The sequence below is a fragment of the Methylophilus sp. DMC14 genome (assembly GCF_056314085.1).
The window spans coordinates 57146-80427 of record NZ_JBQUZA010000003.1 but is presented as its reverse complement, the minus strand read 5'-3'; the positions used below and the strand labels follow the sequence as shown (position 1 = coordinate 80427).

20 protein-coding genes and 1 tRNA gene are annotated in these 23282 nt (G+C 53.4%); 14 read left to right on the top strand and 7 right to left on the bottom strand.

The features are described from left to right. The 5 genes from ACT53C_RS07275 (at position 1) to ACT53C_RS07255 (ending at position 5810) form a co-directional block, all read left to right on the top strand. Positions 1 to 597, top strand: a complete 597-nt coding sequence (locus ACT53C_RS07275) for a ubiquinone biosynthesis accessory factor UbiJ (protein ID WP_476145424.1) — start codon at positions 1 to 3, stop codon at positions 595 to 597. Beyond that, on the top strand, positions 597 to 2144 hold the full coding sequence (gene ubiB, locus ACT53C_RS07270) for a ubiquinone biosynthesis regulatory protein kinase UbiB (protein ID WP_194748380.1): 1548 nt from the start codon (positions 597 to 599) through the stop codon (positions 2142 to 2144). Before ACT53C_RS07275 ends, ubiB begins: the two co-directional genes overlap by 1 nt. Before the next feature lie 11 nt (positions 2145 to 2155). After that, positions 2156 to 2599 (top strand): DUF2147 domain-containing protein, encoded by a 444-nt coding sequence (locus ACT53C_RS07265; protein WP_194748381.1) that lies wholly within the window; start codon positions 2156 to 2158, stop codon positions 2597 to 2599. A 137-nt stretch (positions 2600 to 2736) separates the two neighbouring features. Next, entirely contained in the window at positions 2737 to 4203 is a 1467-nt protein-coding gene (locus ACT53C_RS07260; RefSeq protein WP_476145423.1) for a high affinity choline transporter 1, read from the top strand. A 155-nt stretch (positions 4204 to 4358) separates the two neighbouring features. After that, complete coding sequence (locus ACT53C_RS07255) at positions 4359 to 5810, top strand: sensor domain-containing diguanylate cyclase (RefSeq protein ID WP_476145422.1); 1452 nt, start codon at positions 4359 to 4361, stop codon at positions 5808 to 5810. Between the two features lie 10 nt (positions 5811 to 5820). Here the strand turns inward: ACT53C_RS07255 and mutM are convergent, their stop codons facing one another. The 5 genes from mutM to ACT53C_RS07230 are packed head-to-tail and all read right to left on the bottom strand — an operon-like array spanning position 5821 to position 10739. Beyond that, a complete protein-coding gene (gene mutM, locus ACT53C_RS07250; protein ID WP_476145421.1) occupies positions 5821 to 6675 on the bottom strand; it encodes a bifunctional DNA-formamidopyrimidine glycosylase/DNA-(apurinic or apyrimidinic site) lyase in 855 nt (284 codons plus the stop codon). A 1-nt stretch (position 6676) separates the two neighbouring features. Continuing rightward, positions 6677 to 7573: a DUF4340 domain-containing protein gene (locus ACT53C_RS07245; RefSeq protein WP_476145420.1), complete on the bottom strand. Its 897-nt coding sequence runs from the start codon at positions 7571 to 7573 to the stop codon at positions 6677 to 6679. Positions 7574 to 7606: 33 nt separating this feature from the next. Further along, the gene (locus ACT53C_RS07240; RefSeq protein WP_476145419.1) at positions 7607 to 9001 is read right to left on the bottom strand and encodes a GldG family protein; all 1395 of its coding nucleotides are present in this window, start codon (positions 8999 to 9001) and stop codon (positions 7607 to 7609) included. 30 nt (positions 9002 to 9031) lie between these two features. Next, positions 9032 to 9775: an ABC transporter permease gene (locus ACT53C_RS07235; protein ID WP_194748387.1), complete on the bottom strand. Its 744-nt coding sequence runs from the start codon at positions 9773 to 9775 to the stop codon at positions 9032 to 9034. 22 nt (positions 9776 to 9797) lie between these two features. Further along, complete coding sequence (locus ACT53C_RS07230; RefSeq protein WP_313986673.1) at positions 9798 to 10739, bottom strand: ABC transporter ATP-binding protein; 942 nt, start codon at positions 10737 to 10739, stop codon at positions 9798 to 9800. 284 nt (positions 10740 to 11023) lie between these two features. On the opposite strand from ACT53C_RS07230, the gene ACT53C_RS07225 reads away from it, so the two are divergent. The 8 genes from ACT53C_RS07225 to pth all read left to right on the top strand — a co-directional run bounded on the left by ACT53C_RS07225 (position 11024) and on the right by pth (position 18393). Then, positions 11024 to 12730 carry a tetratricopeptide repeat protein gene (locus tag ACT53C_RS07225; RefSeq protein WP_476145418.1) on the top strand — a complete coding sequence of 569 codons (1707 nt, stop codon included), beginning with the start codon at positions 11024 to 11026 and terminating at the stop codon, positions 12728 to 12730. Between the two features lie 7 nt (positions 12731 to 12737). Continuing rightward, positions 12738 to 13364 (top strand): lipoprotein insertase outer membrane protein LolB, encoded by a 627-nt coding sequence (gene lolB / locus ACT53C_RS07220; RefSeq protein ID WP_476145417.1) that lies wholly within the window; start codon positions 12738 to 12740, stop codon positions 13362 to 13364. 115 nt (positions 13365 to 13479) lie between these two features. After that, the gene (locus ACT53C_RS07215; protein ID WP_476145416.1) at positions 13480 to 14913 is read left to right on the top strand and encodes a carbonic anhydrase; all 1434 of its coding nucleotides are present in this window, start codon (positions 13480 to 13482) and stop codon (positions 14911 to 14913) included. A gap of 38 nt (positions 14914 to 14951) precedes the next feature. Next, on the top strand, positions 14952 to 15854 hold the full coding sequence (ispE, locus tag ACT53C_RS07210; RefSeq protein WP_476145415.1) for a 4-(cytidine 5'-diphospho)-2-C-methyl-D-erythritol kinase: 903 nt from the start codon (positions 14952 to 14954) through the stop codon (positions 15852 to 15854). Between the two features lie 12 nt (positions 15855 to 15866). Next, positions 15867 to 15943 (top strand) — tRNA-Gln (locus ACT53C_RS07205). A 124-nt stretch (positions 15944 to 16067) separates the two neighbouring features. Then, on the top strand, positions 16068 to 17003 hold the full coding sequence (locus tag ACT53C_RS07200) for a ribose-phosphate pyrophosphokinase (RefSeq protein WP_194748486.1): 936 nt from the start codon (positions 16068 to 16070) through the stop codon (positions 17001 to 17003). Between the two features lie 112 nt (positions 17004 to 17115). Further along, the gene (locus ACT53C_RS07195) at positions 17116 to 17724 is read left to right on the top strand and encodes a 50S ribosomal protein L25/general stress protein Ctc (RefSeq protein WP_476145414.1); all 609 of its coding nucleotides are present in this window, start codon (positions 17116 to 17118) and stop codon (positions 17722 to 17724) included. Positions 17725 to 17820: 96 nt separating this feature from the next. Then, positions 17821 to 18393: an aminoacyl-tRNA hydrolase gene (gene pth, locus ACT53C_RS07190; protein ID WP_476145413.1), complete on the top strand. Its 573-nt coding sequence runs from the start codon at positions 17821 to 17823 to the stop codon at positions 18391 to 18393. A 13-nt stretch (positions 18394 to 18406) separates the two neighbouring features. On the opposite strand, the gene ACT53C_RS07185 is transcribed toward pth, so the two are convergent. After that, a complete protein-coding gene (locus ACT53C_RS07185; protein ID WP_476145412.1) occupies positions 18407 to 21181 on the bottom strand; it encodes a bifunctional diguanylate cyclase/phosphodiesterase in 2775 nt (924 codons plus the stop codon). A gap of 217 nt (positions 21182 to 21398) precedes the next feature. On the opposite strand from ACT53C_RS07185, the gene ychF reads away from it, so the two are divergent. Continuing rightward, positions 21399 to 22484: a redox-regulated ATPase YchF gene (gene ychF, locus ACT53C_RS07180; RefSeq protein WP_194748399.1), complete on the top strand. Its 1086-nt coding sequence runs from the start codon at positions 21399 to 21401 to the stop codon at positions 22482 to 22484. A gap of 53 nt (positions 22485 to 22537) precedes the next feature. Here the strand turns inward: ychF and ACT53C_RS07175 are convergent, their stop codons facing one another. Then, on the bottom strand, positions 22538 to 23149 hold the full coding sequence (locus ACT53C_RS07175) for an HD-GYP domain-containing protein (protein WP_476145411.1): 612 nt from the start codon (positions 23147 to 23149) through the stop codon (positions 22538 to 22540). Positions 23150 to 23282: the final 133 nt, after the last annotated feature.

Sequence of the window (23282 nt, the reverse complement as noted above, 5' to 3'; positions counted from 1 at the left end):
ATGTTCAAGCCCTTGATTCAATTCGTGCTGCAGCACTTGATGCAGCAAAACCGCTGGACCGCTCCCAGGTTACAGCCGTATGCGCACAGTCATCTTTGTCTAGACTTTAAAGTGGCCCGCGTCATGCTGACAGTGTTAAGCAATGGTGAGCTGGCAGTTGCAGGCGATACCGCCACAGCAGATGCCACCATTCACTTGCCGCCCAGCCTGGCCATGCGGCTACTGAGGCAAGATCCGCAGGCGCATAGCCTGATTAAAATTGATGGCGACAGTGCGCTAGGCATGGAAATCGGCAAGATTCTGGCGGCCATCCGCTGGGATGTCGAAGAAGACTTGAGTAAAGTGGTCGGCGATGTGGCGGCTTTTGAAGTCGTCCAACTCGGTCAGCAAACCATGCAGCGCTTGCAGGGCCAGGCCAAAAACCTGGGAGAAATGCTGGTGGAATACTGGCAAGAAGAGCAGCCGTTACTGGCAAAAAAAGCCCGCATCACGCAATTTAACCAGGCCGTCGACCAGCTCAGGGAAGACACAGACCGCTTGCAGCAACGCGTAGAAAAACTGTTAGCTGCCAACGCCCCCGCAGAAAGTCAGCCCTGATGCACTGGATACGCTTTTTTCACATTATCGGCATGCTGATCTGGTATCGGCTGGATATTTTCTTTGTCCGTGACAATCAACCAGGTCTGGGCTCGCGACTGCTCAACGGGTTGTTATTCTGGCGCCATGCGCCGGAGAAACGGGCCGTCCGCTTGCGCTTGGCCCTTGAAAAACTCGGCCCGATTTTCGTCAAGTTTGGCCAGATGCTGTCTACACGCCGCGACTTGCTGCCACCGGATGTGGCCGATGAACTGACCAAACTGCAGGATCAGGTACCGCCATTTGCCTACGCTGAAGTGGAGCGTATTATTGAGCAGGCCTTTGATGCCCCGCTAACGACGGTCTATGCCGAGTTTAACGCAGTTCCGGTCGCGAGCGCTTCGGTGGCCCAAGTGCACTTTGCCAAACTGCATAGTGGCGAACAGGTAGCTGTTAAAGTGTTGCGTCCCAATATTGCCGCCATTATTCATAGGGACATCGCGTTACTCCGCACGCTGGCCTGGTGGGTCAAAAAACTCTCCCGTGAGGGGCGCCGTCTCAAGCCGGATGAAATGGTGGATGAATTTGCCCGCCACACCGAGCACGAGCTGGACCTGACCCTGGAAGCTGCACAGTGCGCACAGCTTGGCCGCAATTTCAGTGACCGCCGCCTGCTGGTACCTACGGTTTACTGGGACTATTCTCGCAAGCAAGTGATGACCATGCAGCGTATGTTTGGCACGCCTGTCCGCGAAACCGCCACGTTGCAGGCCTATGGCATCAACCTGACCCAATTGGCACACGAAGGCGTAGAGGTATTTTTTACCCAGGTATTCCGTGATGGTTTTTTTCATGCCGACATGCATCCTGGCAATATCCAGGTGGTGACAGAGGGGCCGGATAAAGGCAAATTCATTGCCCTGGATTTTGGCATCATGGGTAGCCTCACGCCTACCGACCAGTATTATCTAGCGCGGAACTTCCTCGCTTTTTTCAACCGTGACTACCGGGATGTAGCAGTGGCGCATATTGAGTCTGGCTGGGTGCCGGCAGATACCAATGTAGAAGCGCTTGAAACAGCCGTGCGCGCCATTTGCGAGCCGATCTTTGAAAAGCCACTCAAGGAAATTTCATTTGGCCGCACCCTGCTCAGCCTGTTTCAGATGTCACGCCGCTTTGGCGTGAATATTCAGCCGCAACTGATTATGTTGCAAAAAACCCTGCTCAATATTGAAGGCCTGGGCCGTGAACTGGACCCGAATATCGACTTGTGGCAAAGCGCCAAACCATTTCTCAAACGCTGGATGAGCGAGCAGATCGGCTGGCGCAGCCTGCTTAAATCTGCAAAACGTGAGCTCCCCTATGTACTTGCCCATGCTGCAGAAATGCCGCGCCTGCTGGAGCAATATCTGCGCAATCAAAGCGAACTGGCCAAACAGCAAACCCATATTGATACCTTGCTAAACAGCCAGCACAAGCAAGCCACCTGGCAAAAATGGGCGACGATGGCCATTCTCGTGCTGGTATTGCTACAATTTGCCAGCTTGTTTTTACTGTTCACTCACTAAAGGAGTACTTGATGGCATCCCCCAAGAAGCTACTTGTTGCAGTATTGATGATGTTACCCATGGCCTTGCAGGCGGCCGACTTGAGCGGTCTATGGCAAACGACGGACGATAAAACCGGCAAACCTCGCTCACTGGTTCGCATTGCCGAATCCGGCGGGGAATACCATGCCGTTGTCGAAAAAGGCTTGCTAGCCACAGACACCGGCGATGCGGTGTGTGACAAATGTACCGACGAGCGTAGAGGGCAAAAAATCATAGGCATGACCATCGCCAAACACCTCAAAGCCGGTAGCAAGCCCCATGTGTATGAAAATGGCGAGATTCTGGACCCGGAAAACGGCAAAACCTACCAATGTAAAATGACATTGAGCCCTAATGGCAACGAACTGGAGGTGCGTGGCTTTATCGGGATTTCACTGATTGGCCGTTCGCAAACCTGGAAACGGGTGGAATAGTGGCAACCAAACGTGCAGATTTGTAAAAAAGGCCTGATTTTCAGGCCTTTTTTACTACAGCCAGATTGAGAACCCCTGTGTAGGCCAGGTTTTGTTTTAAAATCGGCGTTTTGCAACTGACTCAAGGGAAACGGACTGTGCTGATCTGGTTTGTGGTGGCGTACTTACTTGTCTCTATCGGGATAGGCCTGTTCGCTGCCAGGAATGTACATAGCACCAAGGATTATGCAGTCGCTGGCCGCCACTTGCCCTTGCCGGTGGTGACCGCCACCGTATTTGCCACCTGGTTTGGCGCAGAAGCGGTCTTTGGCGTGTCCGCCACCTTTGTGCGTGAGGGCTTGACCGGAGTGGCCGCAGACCCGTTTGGCTCCAGCATGTGCCTGATTCTGGCCGGGATTTTTTTCTCCAGCCGCCTGTATAAACTCAACATTCTGACCTTGGGCGACTTTTACCGCATGCGCTACAACCGTAGCGTAGAGGTGCTGACCACCCTGGCCATCGTCGTCTCCTACATGGGCTGGGTAGCGGCACAGATCAAAGCCCTGGGCCTGATCTTTAACCTGATCAGTCATGGCGCCATTTCAGAGCAGGCAGGCATGATACTGGGGACGGCCATTGTCCTCACCTACACCACACTCGGCGGGATGTTGTCTGTGGCTATCCTCGATTTTGTACAGATGATCGTGGTCATTGGCGGCCTGCTGTTTATCGCTTATCTGGTTTCCGGCCAGACCGGCGGCATTGCGCCAGTCATTGCCCATGCGCGTGACGCGGGCAAGCTGCATTTTTTCCCGCAAAGCACAGACTGGAGCGTATGGCTGACCTTTATGGGGGGCTGGCTGACCATGATGCTGGGCTCTATCCCGCAACAAGATGTGTTTCAACGCATCACCTCCGCAAAAACCGGAAAAATCGCCTTGTGGGGCTCGCTACTGGGTGCCAGCATTTATTTCTGCTTCACCTTTGTGCCCATGTTTATTGCCTATGCCGCAACACTGATAGACCCGGCGACTTTTGGCACCTTGGTCGCCACTGACTCGCAACGCGTGCTGCCGACACTGGTGTTAACGCATACCCCCCTGCTGGCGCAGGCCATCTTCTTTGGGGCAGTGCTGTCTGCCATCATGAGCTGCTCTTCTGCCACCTTGCTCGCCCCATCAGTCAGCTTTGCCGAAAACGTGGTCAAGGGCTTTATGCCACAGATGAGCGATCATCACTTCTTGCGCGTCATGCGCTTGTGCCTGGTCGGCTTTGCGGCCATGGTGTTGTTTTATGCCCTTAACTCTGAGCTGTCTATTTTTGGCATGGTAGAAAGCGCGTACAAGGTGACGCTGGCCGGTGCCTTTGTACCACTGCTGTTTGGTGCGTTTTGGAAGCGTGCCACCAGCCAGGGGGCGCTGGCTGCCATTTTACTGGGCATTACCAGCTGGATCCTGATAGAGGTGATGGTCAAGGACAGCCTGATTCCGGCACAATTGATCGGTCTCATGGTCAGTACCGTCGCCATGGTCATCGGCTCCCTGTTACCACAAAAACTGGGCGGCACGCCTGCCCCTGCCGCTGGCTACTTACATGAACATGCTGCCAAATCCCATCCGCACTAGCCTCGCCAGGCACCATGGTGAATCATTCATGCCAATTGTATGAATACGGCATTAAAAAGCGGACTATTCAGCCGAACAGCAGAATGGGGATTTTGTGATAATCCACAGTTAACTCAGCCTTTGGCTGTTCAAGCATCTTCAGGTCATTGGTCGTTATGGTCGTAAACAAGCGTTTCTATACCGTTATTCTCAGCGCGATCGTGCTGGCGGGGTTTGTGGCGACCAGCCTGATCGGCTATTTCGTGGCCAAGGACTCGCTGACTGAGCGCTTGGAGCAGGAAATGCTGCCGCTGACCAGCGACAATATCTACTCTGAAATCCAGCGCGACCTGCTGCAACCCTTGCTGATCTCTTCGCTGATGGCGAATGACGTATTTGTGTTTGACTGGGTCAATGATGGTGAGCAGGATGCCAGCAAAATGACCAGTTACCTGGCACAAATCCAGAAAAAATATAACACCATCACGGCATTCTTTGTCTCTGACAGTTCGCTGAACTACTACCACCCCACCGGCGTGATCAAGCGGGTTTCAAGAAGTAATCCGGACGACAGCTGGTATTTCACGGCCAAAGATTCACCGCATCCTTATGTCATCAACATTGACCGCGATACCGCTGATCACAAACGCCTCAGCATTTTCGTCAATTACCGTATCGAAGATAAATCCGGCAAATTTATTGGCGTGATCGGTGTCGGCCTGTCGTTGCAAACGGTGGTCGAACTGATAGAAAACTACCAGAAACGCTATGGGCGCGAAATTTATTTCGTCAATCGCCAGGGCGAGGTAATGCTGCAAAGCAGCCATTACCACTCCGAGTTACACTTGCAAAACAAGTCTGGCCTGGACAAAGCGTTTTTGAAAGTGCTGACCTCGCCCAGCGCATCATTCTCATTCAAAGCCAACAATGGCAGCATGCTTTATCTGAATAGCCGTCTGGTGCCGGAGTTTGACTGGTATCTGATTGTGGAGCAAATGAACGACCCAAGCTCCGAGCGTATTGAAACCGCGTTTATGATTAACCTGGTCGTGGCGCTGGTGATTAGTGCTATTGTGTTGTTCCTCGCGCATGTCGCAGTACGCGGTTACCACGACAAACTGGAGACCATGGCCACGCAGGATAAACTGACCGGGGTCACCAGTCGCCAGGTATTTGAGTTTTACTTCAAGCAGGCCGTGGCCCGCCGTAAGCGCCGCGATGAAGCCTTGTCACTGGTTCTGATTGATATTGACCTGTTCAAGCAGGTGAATGACACCTATGGCCACGAAGCAGGTGACCGTGTGCTGTCTCGTGTGGCACAACTGATCAAATCGCATGTGCGCGAAGAGGATGTGGTGTGCCGTTGGGGCGGTGAGGAATTTTTACTGTTGCTGTCGGGATGCAATATGCAGCATGCGCGCGACATCACCGAGTTGATCCGTTCCGCGGTGGCCGGATTGCAGTTTCACTTTAGCAACCAGGTGGTACATATCACGGTGAGTGCTGGCGTGGCCGAGATGCACAATGATGAAACGCTGGGACAAGTGGTTGAACGGGCTGACCATCATTTGTATGCCGCCAAACGCGCCGGGCGCAACTGCATCCGGCCAGATACGGATGAAGCCTAAGGCTGCTTGATCAAGGCTTTATCAAGCCTAGATCCGCTGGTCTGGGCTGACAATGCGCACAATAGAACGTTGAACGTTGCCCAAGGCGGATATTCTGAATCGGGCGGGCGCATATACGGCAGGGCTCTCCGGTGCGTCCATAGACCGTATAGGTCTGCTGGAAATAGCCTGGATTGCCGTCTGCGCCAAAAAAATCGCGCAAACTACTGCCCCCCGCCGCGAGTGCCGACTGCAACGTCGCCTTGATTTCTTGTACCAGCAAGGCACACTGCGCCTCGGTCAACGCCTTGGCAGGCGTTTCGGGATGAATCCGGGCTCGGAAGAGTGATTCACTCGCATAAATATTGCCGACCCCCACCACCAGATGTCCATCCATGATAGTGGTCTTGATCGGCGCATTGCGCGTGCGTAATTGCTGGTAGAGATATTGGACGTTAAATCCAGCCTCAAGCGGCTCCGGTCCGAGACGGTTCAGCAGCGCATGTTGCAGTGGATCCTGCCCCAGCCACAACACGGCACCAAATCGGCGCGGATCACGCAAACGGATCACCCGGCCATCGGTAAAACGGATATCAAAGTGATCATGTTTTTCTGCGGGGAAATCGCGCTCAAGCAAGCACAGGCGGCCAGACATGCCCAAGTGTAATAACAACACGCCCGCGGTCGCATCGGTGCCGATCTCGGCAAGAATATATTTTGCCCGGCGGGTCAGCTTGAGCAAGCGCTGCCCTTGCAGGTGCTGCGGCAAGTCGGCAGGAATCGGCCAGCGCAAGCCATGATGCCGTATGGTGACCTGTTCAATCAACGCGCCCTCTACCGGCAACAAGCCGCGGCGCGTGACCTCAACCTCGGGTAATTCAGGCATGCTACTTCTGGAGATTGATGGGCGGGTTCACCATGGTAAAGCCCGTGTCGTTACTAAAGTGATAAATAATGCCTTCATCTGGACGTGCCAGTTGGTACTCCGGGGATTCCTGCACTTTTTCAAAGTGGATTTTCTTGCCATCCCGCAGCAACACCTCAAAAGAAGGATAAGTTTGCTTGCGGTCTGGGGTGTAAAATTCGACCGAGACCGCCTGCGCCTGCACCCAGCTAAAATCCATCCACTCATTCAACTCATTTTGCGTGGGTTTGGCCTTGGGGTCATTCACCGCCCATTTGCCGTCAGTCGCCAACTGCACTTTCAAGGCATTTGCTTCCCACTGCTCCAGATGCGCCAGGTCAAAGCCAGCCAACTGTTTGCGCTCAGCGGGTGCCAAAGGCATTTTATCGACCATCTCAATCGGTTGTGTAGACGCGGCCTCGCTATACTGACCAGACAGCAAATACACCTGTCCGGCATAGCCCACATACTGTTCCTCGGTTACCGGATTATAGGTGCCAAAACTAAAAACTTGGTCGCCTTTGGCGCCGGACAGCGTCAGCTTCAACATGGGCTGATCCAGACCATATTTAGACGCATCCTGTAGTGGCAACCTGGTGGCCGTGGTAGCGGCGATAATCGAAATGATGCGCTGCACCGAGGCCTGGTCGGCACGCGCCGCATAGGGTTTACGCATCATCCAGTAGCCATTCTGCTTTTCAAAGACCGTGGGCGCTTTGGCCGGAAACTCAGCTTTGACGGCATCAAAATCTGCCATCTTGAGCGTGGAGACTTCAAACTTGGCCGCGGGCGCCTGCGCTTGCGGTTGCAAATGCAAAAACACCGCAATGCCCACTACCACCGCCAGTAACAACAGATTCAATAACCATCTTTTTTTCATGACTGACCTACTCCACCCTCAGCTCACCAGGCATTAAGCCTTGCGGCGTCTCCACCACAAGAACAAACCTGCCACAAACAACCCGACCGGAATGAAATACTGGAAGGCATGAAAGACGCTCCAAGCCACCAGCCGACCCTGGTCGGTGGCGGGAATCGTGACATTGATATCCTTGAGCGGCATCGGCTGAATGGTGATCAAACGGTCATCGCCTGCCAGCCAGTTGATAATATTGATGCCCAAATCAAGGTTACCGCCGTTGGTGATAAAAGTATTGGCCAGGAAGTTGGCATTGCCTATCACCACGACGCGCTGGCCTTTTTTGCCATATTGGCGCTCTAACGCCACGCCCACATTGATAGGACCGGCTTTATCCTTGCCTTGATCAAAGCGCACCTTGAGGTTCTGTGCTCCGGCAGGAATCTTGCCTGACTCCAGCCAGCCATTCGGCGCCACATCAATCAGGCGGCCGACTTTCCAGCCCAGATCATCCGAGGCCTGGCCATCGACTTCATGCGCTTCCGGGAACACGGTACGCAGCATAAAGTTGCGGGTGATCGGATGATCGCCATACAGGCTGGCAAACGCCATTTTCGGATCGGCACCATACTGCTCGGCAGCGCGGTCAACCACAATACCGGCAGACACTTTGATGCCCAGATAGTCAGCCACTTCTTGCAAGCCATGCAGATTATCGTCATCCAGCAGCCACAACACGTTACCGCCTGCCTCAATATACGCCTTGATTTTTTTGGCCTCTACCGCAGAAATATCCACTTGCGGTGCCGCAATCACCAGCATGGCGCCATTGGCGGGCACGTCCTGGGCAATAGTCAGATCTGGGTTGGCAAACTTGAAGCCTTTGCTTTCCAGTTGCTTGCCAAACTCGCCCAGATCATGATTCTTGACGCCTTGCAACAGGCGCTCACCATGACCATCCAGATACATGACCGGCTGGTTGTTGGTACGCGACAGGCGCACCAGCAAATTGGTCATTTCCTGCTCGGCAAACGGTGGCGTGATATGTTCACTGCGCTTGTTGTATTCGACGATGGTTTCACCGTCAACTTTTACCCCGGCCTCCTGCGCCATCTTGGGCTCTTCAGACGGGTTGATAAACTTGATGAATACATTTTTCTTTTCGCGCTGGTAGCGTGCAACAAAATCCAGCATGCCTTTACGGAAAGTGTCACCGTTGTTGGCGTCATCATTGGTGGCAAACACGGTGATATTGATGTCGCCATCCATCTGCTTGAGCACATTGACACTGCCCTGGGTCAGGATGTTGCGGTTGGCCTGGGTAATATCCTTGGCCCAGCGGTATTGGCTGGACAAGTAGCCCAACATCACCACCAGCGCCAGAAACACCAGCACAAACATCCAGTTTTGTGCCAGCAGCTGCCATCTAAACTTACTGTTAATTTTCATAGTGCTTTCAAACTCGACAACAACGCGGGCTTAGCCGCGCAAACGATCTGCATCCAGACGACGAATCGTCAGGGTAATAAAGGTAAGGATAAACAAGCCAAAATAGGCCAGGTCAGCCGTATCAATCAAGCCACCGGCAAATGACTGAAAGTGACGCATCAACGAAAACTTGAGCATGGTGCTGGTCGGGTCGCCGGCAAAAAAGCGGTCCAGAATCATGAGCACAAACAAGGCAATAAAACTCAAAATGCCGGCAATGATCGGCTGTGCCGTCAAGCTGGAGAAATACAGGCCCAGCGCGGCAAAGCTGGAGACCAGCAGCAACAGCCCCAGCGAATTTGCAAAAATATAGCCAAAATCAATATCTGACCAGATATTCAAGGTTGTCAGCATCACGCCGATGTAAACCACCAGAATGCTCAGGAACACCACCAGGCCTAAAAACTTGCCCATCACAATTTCGCTGATGGACAACGGCGCGCTGAACAAAAATGGCAGTGTCTGGCTGCGGCGCTCCTCTGAAATCAGGCGCATGGAAAGCAAAGGCACGGCAAATAACATAATGAAGGAGGCCAGGCCGTAGACAGTTTGCCCAACAAACTGTGTGACCCCAATCCGCTCAGCCGGACGGATGGAGCCGGACATGACTTCAAAGTAGTTATTCACGCCATTCAGGTAGTAGGTGCCAAACGAAAACGTCAGCAGGGCCAGAATAATCCACCCCATGGGCGAGGCGAACATACTCTTGAGTTCTTTTCTTGCAATATTCAACATACTTTATGCTCTCTAAATCGACTTAAGCTGCTTTTGCAACGTCTGCCTCGTGATAAGTCAATTGTACAAACACATCCTCAAGGCTGGTTTGATCGGGCGCAATGTGGAACAGGCCCCAGCCTTGCTGCACAGCCGCCTGCACAATCGCTTCGTGCGGCTGGCTGCCTTCATGAAAACGGATACGCCACATACCCTCGGCAGGCTCAACTTCGGCCACGCCTGCAATTGCAGCCAATTGTGCTACTGGCGGCGGGTTACGCAGGCCAACCAGCAATTTGTTACCAATACGCTGCTGCTTGAGCACATCAATGCCGCCATTAAACACCAGCTTGCCCTTGTCAATAATTTGCACGTGGTCACAGACCATTTCCACTTCGGGCAAAATATGGGTAGAGACGATGACGCTGTGCGCCTGGCCGATTTCCTTGATCAAGGCGCGGATATCACGAATCTGGATCGGATCCAGGCCCACGGTCGGCTCGTCCAGAATCACTACCATGGGGTTATGAATAATGGCCTGGGCAATGCCTACGCGTTGCTGATAGCCGTTGGACAGGTTTTCGATCAAGCGTTTGCTCATGTGGGTCAGGCCACAACGCTCTTTGGCATGTTCCACCGCTTTTTTAATGTGTTTGCCAGAGACGTTGTGCAGTCTGGCTGCAATGGTCAGGTATTCGTCTACCGTAAACTCTTTATATAAGGGGCGCATTTCCGGCAGGTATCCGATCAAGGCTTTTGCCTCTTTGGGCTGCTCTATCATGTCGATGCCGCAGATTTTGACGCTGCCTGCACTCGGCGCGAGGTTGCCCGTCAACATTTTCATCGTGGTGGACTTGCCGGCGCCATTTGGCCCCAAAAAGCCCAGCACCTGGCCTTGCTGCAGGCTGAACGTCACATCACTGACGGCGGCACGTCCGCCATACAAACGGGTCAATTCAATTGCTTCAACTGTCAAATTTGCCATGATTTCTTCACATACCTCGCGACTGGGAAAGATGCTTTCAAGCCTGACTTTACAGCGCCAGACCGCAAATCCCTAGACAAATATTTCACCAAAAAGTTATAGTGCTGTAGACGACGCTTTCACCTGTGTTTAAACGCCGATTACAATTTAGTTACAAATCGCACATTATGGATGAACTTGCAGCAACTGTCACGGACTAAACTAAAATTCCAGACGGATTAAGCGCCCCTTCTGCCCCAGTGACGACATCATTCATGCAACCTCTTTTTAAACAGGAATCCAGTATGCCTCTTACCCGCCGCCTCAACTTGAAAACCCCGTCATTACGCCGTCCGACACTGGCATTATGGCTGGCGTTGATGAGCAGCCCGGCCTGGTCTGCCAGCGGCACCCCCACCATTACCACCCCCACCGCAGAGTTTGTCTACAAATACCTGCTCGGTGAAGTGGCCGCGCAGCGTGGCGAATTTGTACTGGCCGGGCAGCTGTTTCTGGATTTGGCCAAACAAACGCGCGACCCTTTGCTCGCCGAGCGCGCCACGCAGGCGGCGACCATTGCCCGCACACCGCAGTTGGCATTGCCCTCTGCCGAATTATGGTCTGAGCTGGCCCCGGATTCTATCCCGGCAGCCCAAACCGCCAGCCAGTTGCTGATTGCCAATGGCAACCTCGAAAAAGCGATTCCACAGATCCAGAAAGTGCTGGCCAATGACAATATTCGCGCCAATGCCTTTATGGAGCTCAACAGCCTGATGGTGCGTATCACTGACAAAACCAGCGTGCTCAAAACCATACAACAGCTGGCCAAGCCTTATCCCAAGCTCGCTGAAGCCCACTTTGCCATTTCGCAAGCCGCTTACTTTGCGCACGACGAGAGCCTCATGAAAGCTGAGCTCAAAGAAGCGTCCAAGCTGCGCCCAGGTTGGGAACCGCCCGCGCAGATTTACGGGCAAATGCTGATGGAAAAAGATGTCCAGAAAGGCATGGCATTTTACCGCGACTTTTTAAAGACCTATCCTGAGTCCGATCAGATCCGCTTATCGTTAGCGCGCGCCTTGCTCTTGCAAAAAAACACCACCGAAGCCAAGGTAGAGTTCACCAAGCTGCTCGAACGCCACCAGAACAATCCTGACATGAACGTGATTGTGGGCCTGCTGGCACTGGACGCCAAAGAATACACTTTCGCCGATCGTTATCTGGAACACGCGCTCGAAGTCGGCTTCAAGGAGCCGAACAAGGTCTACTTTAACCTGGGCCGCTCAGCCATCGAGCAAAAAGACGATGCACGCGCTTTGCAATGGTTTGACAAAATCACCGATGGCGAACAATACCTGGCCGCACGGATGGCCGCCGCCGGCATTATTGCCCGCCGCGACGGTGTCGATGCTGCGATTACCATGCTGGACAATGTGGATGGCCTGACGCCTGAACAACAGGCGCTGGTGATTCAAAACCAGGCACTCATGCTGAGCCAGGCCAAACGAGGCGATGAAGCCTACACCCTGCTTGAAAAAGCCGCCAAAACCTTCCCGGAAAGCCCCGAGTTGCAGTACGACTTCGCCTTAAGCGCCGAGCGTAAGGGTAAATATGACATCATGGAAGACACGCTGACCCGGGTCATTAAAATGAAGCCAGACTTTGCCGCTGCCTACAATGCGCTAGGCTATTCCTATGCAGACCGCAATATCAAGCTGATCGAAGCGAAGAGCCTGATTGAAACCGCCACCAAACTCTCCCCGGAGGATCATTACATCATGGACAGTCTGGGCTGGGTCTATTTCCGTTTGGGCGACTTGTCGCGTGCCACCGAAGAGCTACGCCGTGCCTATGCCATTCAGCAAGATCCTGAAATTGCGGCCCACCTGGCCGAAGTGCTTTGGAAACAAGGCCAGCGTGAAGAAGCACAACGCATTCTGGATCAAGCCTTGTCGGCCAACCCCGGCAACGAGATTCTGGTCGCAGTCGCGCAAAAACTGAAATCCGCCCTATAGTGTTTGTATGCCGTCTACACCTGTGCTAGCGAGGCTGGCCCAAGCTTTTGCCATCTGGTTATTACTGAGTCTGCTGGCCGGCTGTGCCAGCCAGGCCATCGCCCCTACTCAAACCAGCGTGCCACCCGCCGCCCAGCACAGGTTTGCCACACTGCAAGCCGTGCAATCCTTTGACGTGGAGGCGAAGCTGGCCGTGCAATATGCGGGCAAGGGCTACACTGCCAGGCTGGAATGGCAACACAGCCCGGCACTGGATACCCTGCGGATTTTTAGCCCGCTCGGCCAGCAAGTCGCCCTCATCGAGCGCAGTGCGCACAGCGTCACCCTCACCGACCAAAGTGGCAACACGCATCAGGCGGCGGATGTTTCCAACCTGACAGCGCAGTTGTTAGGCTGGCGCCTGCCTTTGACCGGGTTAAGCCAATGGATTTTGGGGGCTCCGCACATCAATAGTCCGTTTCAGGCCAGCTATCTTGCGCAGGGTGAGCCTGCCCGCCTCATGCAGGACCAATGGCAAATCGATTACGACGATTACCGTGAGGCTCAATTGCAAAGCGTGCAGTCATCCCTACCGCACATCACTCGCTTGCAGCAGCAAGATGTCCGGCTAAAGCTGGTCATTCAACACTGGTAAGCTAACCACGCAGCAATGACGGCGCGGATTCACGCCGCGATTGACAGGCAAACCGACAAGCGCCCTTAACAGCTTTCGCGTTAAAGATTCAGGCCATGCCGTCGATAATGCCAGTATGCGCTGCAATCTGTTTACCCCTCTCTCGTTTCGAATCTGGCTGCTGGCCTGCCTGTGGCTGGGCCTGAGCTTGCCTGGGTACAGCGTGGCCGCACAATGGCTGTCGATCAAAAAAACGGACGATAGCCAACTCATGATAGACAAGCAGTCCCTGCTCGAAGAAAAACCCTATGTCAAAGCCTGGATCAAGGTCGATTACCGCCAACCTCAAAAAAACATAGAGTCTGTAGACCGCGTTTACACCCATGCAAAAGCGCTCTGGTACTTTGATTGCGACAAGCGCAAGGCAGCGACCATCCAGGTGTTCCAGTACGAAGGGGAAGAGTTGGTCTACTCTGCGGGCATTACTGCCAAGCAGGCAGATTTTATTGAGCCCTTGCCGGATTCCGAGGTAGAGATCACGCAGCAGTACGTCTGCAAGTGGCAGAACAAAGAGAAGCAACGCGCTGAAGCGGCAGCCAAACGTGCAGCCAATCCGGTCATGCCTGCCGTTGCCAGCAGCAAAGACAAGCCCGCTGCACCTGATAGCGTGGCCGAGCCTGCCCCTGCACCAGATGCAGCACCTGCAAAAACTGCCGACAAAAAGGCTGACGGCAAGCCGGCTAAAGACGCAACGGCTACAGAAGCCAATGCGACCAAATCCAAGGAAACCACTGCCAAGTCCAAAGAGGACGCTGCGAAAACGGGCAAGCCTGAAAAAGCAGAAGCAGCAGCTGATCATCAGAAACCTAAAGACAAGAACAAAACCGGTGCCGCGGATGACAAATCCTGGGCCTACAGTGGTGAGCACGGTCCAGACAAATGGGGTAGTCTGAATCCTGAATTTGCCGTCTGTAATGCAGGTAGCCAGCAATCGCCTATCCACGTGGATAATACGATCACAGCCGCCCTCAAACCGATCAAGCGACTGCAAAAATTCCCGATCAAGAATATTGCACTCAAGGACCACAGCCTGGTATTGGATGCGGGCAGCGGCAACATGATGGTGCTAGACCAGAAACCCTACCAGCTCAAATATATTAGTGTGCACATGCCTGGCGAACACCAGGTCAAACAGAAGTCCTATGCCGCCGAGATGCAAATGGTGCATGAAGACAAAGCCGGACACCGTGTGATTATTGCCATCATGATAGAAGAAGGCAACGCCCATGCTGGTATAGAGAAGCTGTTAGGCAGCCTGCCCAAAGACAAAGAGCAAAGCAAACCGCTGACCATCCGTGTCACACCGGCCGACCTGATGCCCGTCAAGCCTGCCTACTACCGCTACAGTGGCTCGCTGACAGCCCCGCCCTGTACTGAAGGCGTGCAATGGGTAATCATGAAAGAAGCGCTCAAGGTTTCCAAGTTCCAGTTGGCCAGCCTGCAACAAGCCATCGGTGCGCCCAACCAGCGCCCGCTACAGGACAGCCAAGGCCGCATGGTCCTTGAATAAGCCTCCCAAGCAGGCGGGCATGCTTTACAATAGCGGCCATGCATACCTTGAGCTACCCTGCCCCCTGCAAAATCAACCTGTTTTTGCACATTACTGGTCGCCTCAGCAATGGCTACCATACCCTGCAAAGCCTGTTTTTACTGCTAGACCATGGCGACACCTTGCACATCCGCCCACGTCAGGACGGGCAAATTCTCCACATGAATCCGCTGGCTGGCGTCCCGGCCGAACAAGACCTTAGCATCCGTGCTGCCCGCCATTTACAGCAAGTCAGCGGCTGCACTCTGGGCGCCGACATTGGCTGTGATAAACGTACGCCCATGGGCGGTGGATTAGGCGGCGGCAGCTCGGATGCGGCCACCGTCCTCATGGCACTCAACCAGCTATGGCAGTTAGGCTACACCCGGCAGCAGTTGATGCAGATTGGCGTTAGCCTGGGTGCAGATGTGCCCGTGTTTATCTTTGGCCAACCCGCCTGGGCCGAGGGTATCGGCGAACAATTATCTGCGGTTTCACTGCCGCCTCCGCTGCTCGACCAATATTACGTGGTACTCACGCCGCAGGTGGCCGTGCCCACCGCACAAATTTTTGCACATCAAGCATTGACAAGAGACTCGAAACCATTGAGAATAGCGGACTTTTCAAACGGCGCTAATTCCAGCGCGTTCTGGCAGCAAGCCAGAAACGATATGGAAGCGGTTGTTTGTATGCTTTATCCTCAAGTTGGCGAAACGCTGGCCTGGTTAAAACAATACGGCGATGCCCGTATGAGTGGTTCCGGCGCTTCAGTGTTTGTGGCCGTGGATAGTGCAGAAAAAGCGGAGCAGTTAATTGCAAATAGACCAGAAAACACTTCTGGTTTTTGGGCAAAAGGGTTAGAATACCATCCGCTTTTTGCTTCGGTCACTGACGGTGACCAAGCCACACAACAAGTGTGTTAAAGACAAGTTTTTTGGGGAGTCGCCAAGCTGGTTAAGGCACCGGATTTTGATTCCGGCATGCGAAGGTTCGAATCCTTCCTCCTCAGCCAAACATAAGCGTGTAGATTTTACGATTTACACGCTTAAATTTTTTATAGCGCCCAGCCAAGCGCATGGGCGCAGGTTTCAAGACATCGTCATCGCAAAAAGGGTACAACGTTGAGTAACGCCAACATGATGGTATTTACCGGCAACGCCAATCCGGTACTGGCACAAGAAGTGGCTCAGCATTTGGGCATTGAATTGGGGCGTGCCGATGTTGGCCGCTTTTCTGACGGTGAAATCATGCTGGAACTGCTGGAAAACGTGCGTGGCCGCGACGTGTTTGTGCTGCAATCCACGAGCTACCCGACCAATGACAGCCTGATGGAAGTCATGGTCATGGTGGATGCACTGCGCCGCTCATCCGCTGGCCGCATTACCGCTGCCATTCCTTATTTGGGTTATTCACGCCAGGACAGACGCCCACGCTCTGCCCGTGTTGCCATTACGGCCAAAGTAGTGGCCAACATGCTGACCAGTGTCGGTGTGAACCGTTTGCTGACGATGGATTTGCACTCTGATCAGATTCAGGGCTTCTTTGATATCCCGGTAGACAATATTTATGCTACGCCGATTTTGCTCGATGACCTGGTCACGCTGAATCACGAAAACCTGGTCGTGGTTTCACCAGACGTGGGTGGTGTGGTGCGTGCGCGTGCTGCGGCCAAACAGCTGAATGCGGATTTGGCAATTATCGACAAACGCCGCCCCAAGGCCAATGTGGCCAAGGTCATGAACATTATCGGCGAGGTTGAAGGCCGCACCTGCGTCATCATGGATGACATGGTGGACACCGCCAACACCTTGTGTGAAGCTGCCGCTGCCTTGAAAGATCGCGGGGCGACCAAGGTGGTGGCTTATGCCACCCACCCGGTCTTGTCCGGGGGCGCGGGTCAGCGCATTTCTGCTTCAGCACTGGATGAGCTGGTCGTTACCAACACCATCGCTCTGAATGCAGAGGCGCAAGCCTGCAGCAAAATCCGCCAACTGAGTGCGGCGCCATTGCTGGCAGAAACCATCAAACGGATTAGCCAGGAAGAATCTGTGTCTTCCCTGTTTATGGATTAACCGTCTATAAACTATTTTTCTTGATACATGAATTAAGTTTTTGTGCTGCAAGCTGGTCGCGGCTTGCAGTTTTTAGTGCAGTACCGCCTTCGGGCGTTTTTAGGAGTCTCATATGAGTATCGAAATTAAAGCCGTCAAACGTGACGTTAAAGGTACGGGTGCGAGCCGCCGCCTGCGTCGCGCTGGCAACGTGCCTGGTGTTGTTTATGGTGGCGATCAAGCTGCTATGTCTATCGAGTTGGACCACAAAGAATTGTTCATGCAATTCCGTCACGAAGCGTTCCACGCTTCCATCCTGAGCCTGGTGCTGGATGGCAAAGCTGAAAGCGTTTTGTTGCGTGACTACCAACTGCACCCAGTACGCAATACCATTCAGCACATCGATTTCCAGCGCGTATCCGCGACTGAGAAAATCCACGTGAAAGTGCCATTCCACTTTGTGAACGAAGAAGTGGCTCCTGGTGTTAAAACAGGCGGCGGCAGCATTTCACACATCCAGACTGAAGCTGACGTTAGCTGCCTGGCTAAAGATTTGCCAGAGTTTATCGAAGTGGACCTGGGCAACCTGGAAGCGGGTCACGCCATCCACCTGTCAGAAATTAAACTGCCAAAAGGCATTGAGTTTGTACAACTGGCTCACGGTGATGACGCGGCTGTGGTTTCCATTGCCAAACCACGTGGTGGTAGCGACGAAGCAGCAGAAGAAACCCCTGCTGCTTAAGTGGCTCAGGCGGTTATCCGCTACAATGAACGCGCACAGTCATGTGCGCGTTTTTTTTGGTGCGTATCGCACCCTACATTTGCTTAGCGTGTGAATATGAGTGGAATAAAACTGATTGCAGGCCTTGGTAACCCTGGCGATAAATACACCATGACCCGCCACAATGCGGGCTTCTGGTTTGTAGACCTGCTGGCACAACAATCCGGTAGCCGCCTGACGGCCGAGGCCAAACTGTTTGGTATCGCCGGCAAATGGCAACCGCATGGCGACAAATGGTTACTGAAACCAACCACGTTTATGAACGCCAGCGGCAAAGCTGTCGCCGCCATCGCCCATTACTACAAGATTTCCCCGGCCGAAATTCTGATCGTGCATGACGAACTGGATTTGCCGCCTGGCCAGGCCAAGCTCAAGTTCGGCGGCGGTCATGGCGGTCACAATGGCTTGCGCGATATTCATGCTGCGCTAGGCACGCCGGATTACTGGCGTTTACGTCTGGGGATCGGCCACCCAGGCGACAAGGCAGAAGTCGTCAATTTTGTATTAAAAGCCGCCGGCAAGGATGAGCAGCAAGCCATCGATGACAGCCTGATTAAAGCCAGTGGCATCAGCGAATTGTTGGCGCAAGGCCAGTTTGAAAAAGCCATGCTGCAGTTGCACAGCAAATAACTCTGACGCCAATCTATGGATGGCGTGTAGAAATGACGGTTTGGCGTTGCCATGCCTGATACCAGGCCACAAAATCCTCAGTGCGCAGTGGCGGTGAGAAATAATAGCCCTGGCCAAAATCACAGCCCATCTCCTGCAAGATGCGTAACTGGCGCAGGTTTTCGATGCCCTCGGCAATCACCTGCATGCCCAGGCTGTGGGCCATGACGATAATGGCCTGGCACAAGGCACCATCTTGACTCGAAACCCCCAATTCACGCACAAATGAACGGTCAATCTTGACGTAATCAATCGAGAATTTTTTCAGGTAGGACAACGCAGAATAGCCGGTACCAAAATCATCGAGAGCCACTTGCACCCCCGCTTGCCGGTATTGCGCCAACCGCTCACTGACGTGCGTGTTGGCATCCAGCAGCAAGCGCTCGGTAATCTCAATCACCACCATGCCATTGAATTCAGGGTGCTGCCCCATCTCTGACAACCAGTCCTCCTGCTTGCGATGATCCGGCGCAAATTGCACAGGCGACTTGTTAATCGCCATCTGAAACTGCGGATGCAAGGACAGTCGCCAGGATTTGCATTGCGCAATGGCGGTTTTAAATACCCATTCCCCAATCGGCGCAATCAGCAGGTTATCTTCGGCAATGCCAATAAACTCCATGGGCGGAATCAGTCCCTTGACCGGATGCTGCCAGCGCAACAACGCCTCGGCCTTGACCACCTGGTTGGTTTGCAAATTCACCACAGGCTGGTACTCAAGAAAAAACTCCTGGTTGGTGATCGCCTGGCGCAAGTCGTGCGACAAGCGCATGCGGTTTTCAGCGTGCTGCTGCATGCGTGGCGTAAAGTAGGTAAAGCAGTTGCCGCCTTTTTGCTTGGACGCATACATGGCCTGATCCACCCGCTTCATCAGATCTTCTTTATTGCTGGCATCATCCGGAAAAATGGCAATCCCCAGACTGGAAGACACATAAGCCAGCGTATCATCCAGCTGAAACGGTTGCGACAAGGTCTGCAATACACGCTGCGCCAGGGCCTCAACATAGCCCGCAGTGGCATCGCCGAGCATGAGCACAAACTCATCGCCGCCCAGACGAGCGACCAGATCCTTGTTGCCGACGCAGGCCGACAAGCGTTTACCCGCCTGCATCAGCAAACGGTCGCCCTGATCATGCCCCTGTGTATCATTGACCTCTTTGAACCGGTCCAAATCGAGAAAGATAATGGCCAACTTCTGGCTGCTGCTTTTAATCGTTAACAGCGCCTGCTCCAGGCGCTCGAAAAACATGCGCCGATTAGGCAAGCCAGTCAGCGTATCCACATTGGCAAACTGCCAGACCACCTCTTCTGATTGCTTGATCTTGGAGATATCGGCCAGCGTGCCCAGAATCCGTGTCGGCTTGCCCGCCTCGTCACGCATTAATACCATGCCCCGGTCAAACACCCACTTCCAACTGCCATCCTTGCAGAGCATGCGGTATTCAATCGCATACTGCTCACGTTCGCCATCCAGCACCTGCTGCTGCAGGGCTTGTACGGACTCGATATCTTCCGGATGAATCCGCTGTTGCCAGGTGGCCGGGTTATGCGCCAGTTCATGCGGCGCAAAACCAAACATTCTTTTCCAGTGATCAGAAAACACGACACGGGAGTCAGTCACATTCCAGTCCCAGACACCATCGCCGGTGCTTTCCATCGCAAACTTCCAGCGCTGCTCACTACTGGTCAAGGCCTGGCTATATTTTTCAACGGTTTCACGTGCACGGCTGCGCACCATGGATAAATAGGCGAGACCCGCCAGCAACACGCTGGTCAACACGCCCATCACGGCGACCTGATTGGCCTCGCGCAAATCAGTGACCGCCTCAAAGGCCGGGGTAGACCGCGCGCGCATACTCCACAAATGGCCATGCATATTCATGGTTTGTGCGGCGCTAAAGCGGGCGGCACGCTCATGGGGATGTGCCTCCTCCCGGCTCGGGCTATGGTAAAGCGGTTTCTGCCCCTCTTTGCCATTCAAATCAAACACATCAAAATGCACTTGCCGCAGCTCGACCACCTGCAAGGCCTCAGCCAAAAAGGCGTGGACATCAAAGCGCAAAAATACCCAGCCGTTCAACATGCGACGGCGATCCGTCTCAGAAATCTCATCCGGCCGCCCGTGGTACACCGGCGCATGCAAGAAATACGGATGCCCCATCTGCGGACTACCCGTAGACTGGCCCGACATCACGATTTGCTGAGTTTCGCTGGCTTGCAGCAAATCAGCACGCAGCCGCGCATCCAGAAAGGTATTCTTAAGCAAAATTTCCTGATTCTGGTCATTCCGCGGCTCAATATACAGCACCGGCGCCAGCTCATCATCGCCCTGCACAAACTCAAGCCTGGCGAGCAGGCTTTTCACTGGCGTTTCCAGGTCTTTAAACGTCTCTGGATAATTGAGGTGGATGTACTTGATAAAGCCTATTGCATTCAAGCTGCCGTACTGGTCACTTTGCGTGTAATCATTGACATACTCGCGGAATTCTTTGGAAGAAACAAACTGCGAAGAAAGATAAAGATGCTCAACCCCGGTCAACACCTCGCGGTAAGCGTCCATACGGTGCTGGACAGCCTCGGTCGCTGACAACACCGCCTGCCGGAACTTGACCGCCTGCAAGGCTTCCGCATGTTCACGAGCATTCATCCACAGCAAAACAGTCAGCTGCAAGCCGCAGGCCAAAATCACCAGGGCCAGCCAGCGCGAGGTCAGCAGTTGCTGCCATGATGCAATTCGAATACGAAACATCTATCCTCCTTCGTCAGGAAGTCGCATGACACACACCAGCATCCCCCGGTCATGCGATGAATTTATTTTTGAGTTTAAAAGTTAATCCTGTTCAGGATTTAAGTCAAATCAAGATTGTTTCTAGCTCTATCTTGTGACTAACGGTAAAATATTGGTTTTATTGACTCTTTGCCGCAACGTCACACTGCGGCAATTCTCACGCTAAGGTTCATCCATTATGAAATGCGGTATTGTCGGCCTGCCTAATGTAGGCAAATCCACCCTGTTTAACGCCATCACCAAAGCGGGCATCGCCGCAGAGAACTATCCCTTCTGTACGATTGAGCCTAACGTCGGCATCGTAGAAGTCCCCGACCAGCGCATGCAACCACTGATCGACATCGTCAAACCACAAAAAACTCAACCTGCCATCGTCGAGTTTGTGGACATTGCCGGCTTGGTCGCAGGTGCCTCCAAAGGCGAAGGTCTGGGCAACAAGTTCCTCGCCAATATTCGTGAAACCGACGCCATTGCCCACGTGGTACGCTGCTTTGAAGACGGCAACGTGATTCACGTCGCAGGCAAGGTTGACCCACTCGCCGACATTGAAGTGATCAACACCGAGCTGGCGCTAGCCGACATGGAAACCGTTGAAAAAACCATGCAGCGCGAAGGCAAAAAAGCCAAGAGCGGCGACAAAGACGCTATTGCCCTGATCAAAGTGCTGGATAAAGTGCTGCCCTGTCTCAATGAAGCCAAAGCGGTGCGCACCCTCAATCTGGATGCCGAAGAACTCAATCTGCTCAAACCGTTGTGTCTGATTACCGTCAAACCCGTGATGTACATCACCAACGTGACCGAAGACGGCTTTGAAAACAACCCGCATTTAGACAAAGTGCTTGCCTTGGCCAAAACCGAAAAAGCCCCCGTTGTTACCATCTGCGCCAAAATTGAAGGCGAAATCGCTGAGCTGGACGATGCCGATAAACTCGAATTCTTACAAGAACTCGGCCAGGAAGAGCCCGGCCTCAACCGCGTCATTCGCGCCGCCTATGACCTGCTGGGCCTGCAAACCTATTTCACCGCTGGCGTACAAGAAGTGCGCGCCTGGACTGTGAAAAAAGGCGCGACCGCACCACAAGCCGCTGGCGTCATCCACACCGATTTTGAGCGTGGCTTTATCCGCGCCGAAGTGATTGCCTACAATGATTACGTGCAATACAAAGGCGAAAAAGGCGCACAAGAAGCCGGTAAAATGCGCCTCGAAGGCAAAGAGTACATTGTGCAAGACGGCGACGTCATGCACTTCAGATTCAACGTCTAACCCAGCATCAGGCAAAAAATCAAAGGCTGGAGATTTCCAGCCTTTTTTATGCCTCACGACGCCTTGAACTCGGCATAGCGTGGATCATGAATCACCTTAACAAACCGCTGGAACAAATCGGGATCCAACTTGCTGCCAGACTCACTCTCCATAATGCGCAAAATTTCATCATGTGGCCGCGCCTCCTGATACACGCGCCGCACCGCCATTGCATCATAGTTATCCACCACCGTCACAATGCGTGACAATAACGGGATCGCCTCTCCAGCCAAACGATCAGGATAACCGCTACCATCAAACCACTCATGGTGATGACGCACGACTTGCGCAACCTTATTCGCCTCATTATGCGCATAAGCTGCAATCAGATTGGCCCCCACCTCAGGGTGCACCTGCATGATGGCCCGGTCATCAGCATCCAGCCGGGTTGGCTTCATCAACACCGCATCTGGCACCACAATCTTGCCAATATCATGCAAACAAGCCCCCAGCTCCAACGCATCCAGCTCTTGGCTGGTTAAGCCAATATCCAGCCCTATCCCTCTCGAAAGCGCCATTACCCGGTCACTATGCAAACGTGTATAAGCATCGCGCAGTCGCAACGCATCGGCAAATACCTTGCTCAAATGCAATACGCCGCTATGCTTGCTTGCAGGCTCGCTCATCCTTTTCCCGGTCTTTTAATAGGTTTAAGTTTTAGCATACTCCCAAAACTAAACGGATGAAAACCCTACCACCCCGCAATTCAAGAAAATGCGTAGTAAAAAAGGTCACAAAGGAATGTTGTCGTGCCCTGAT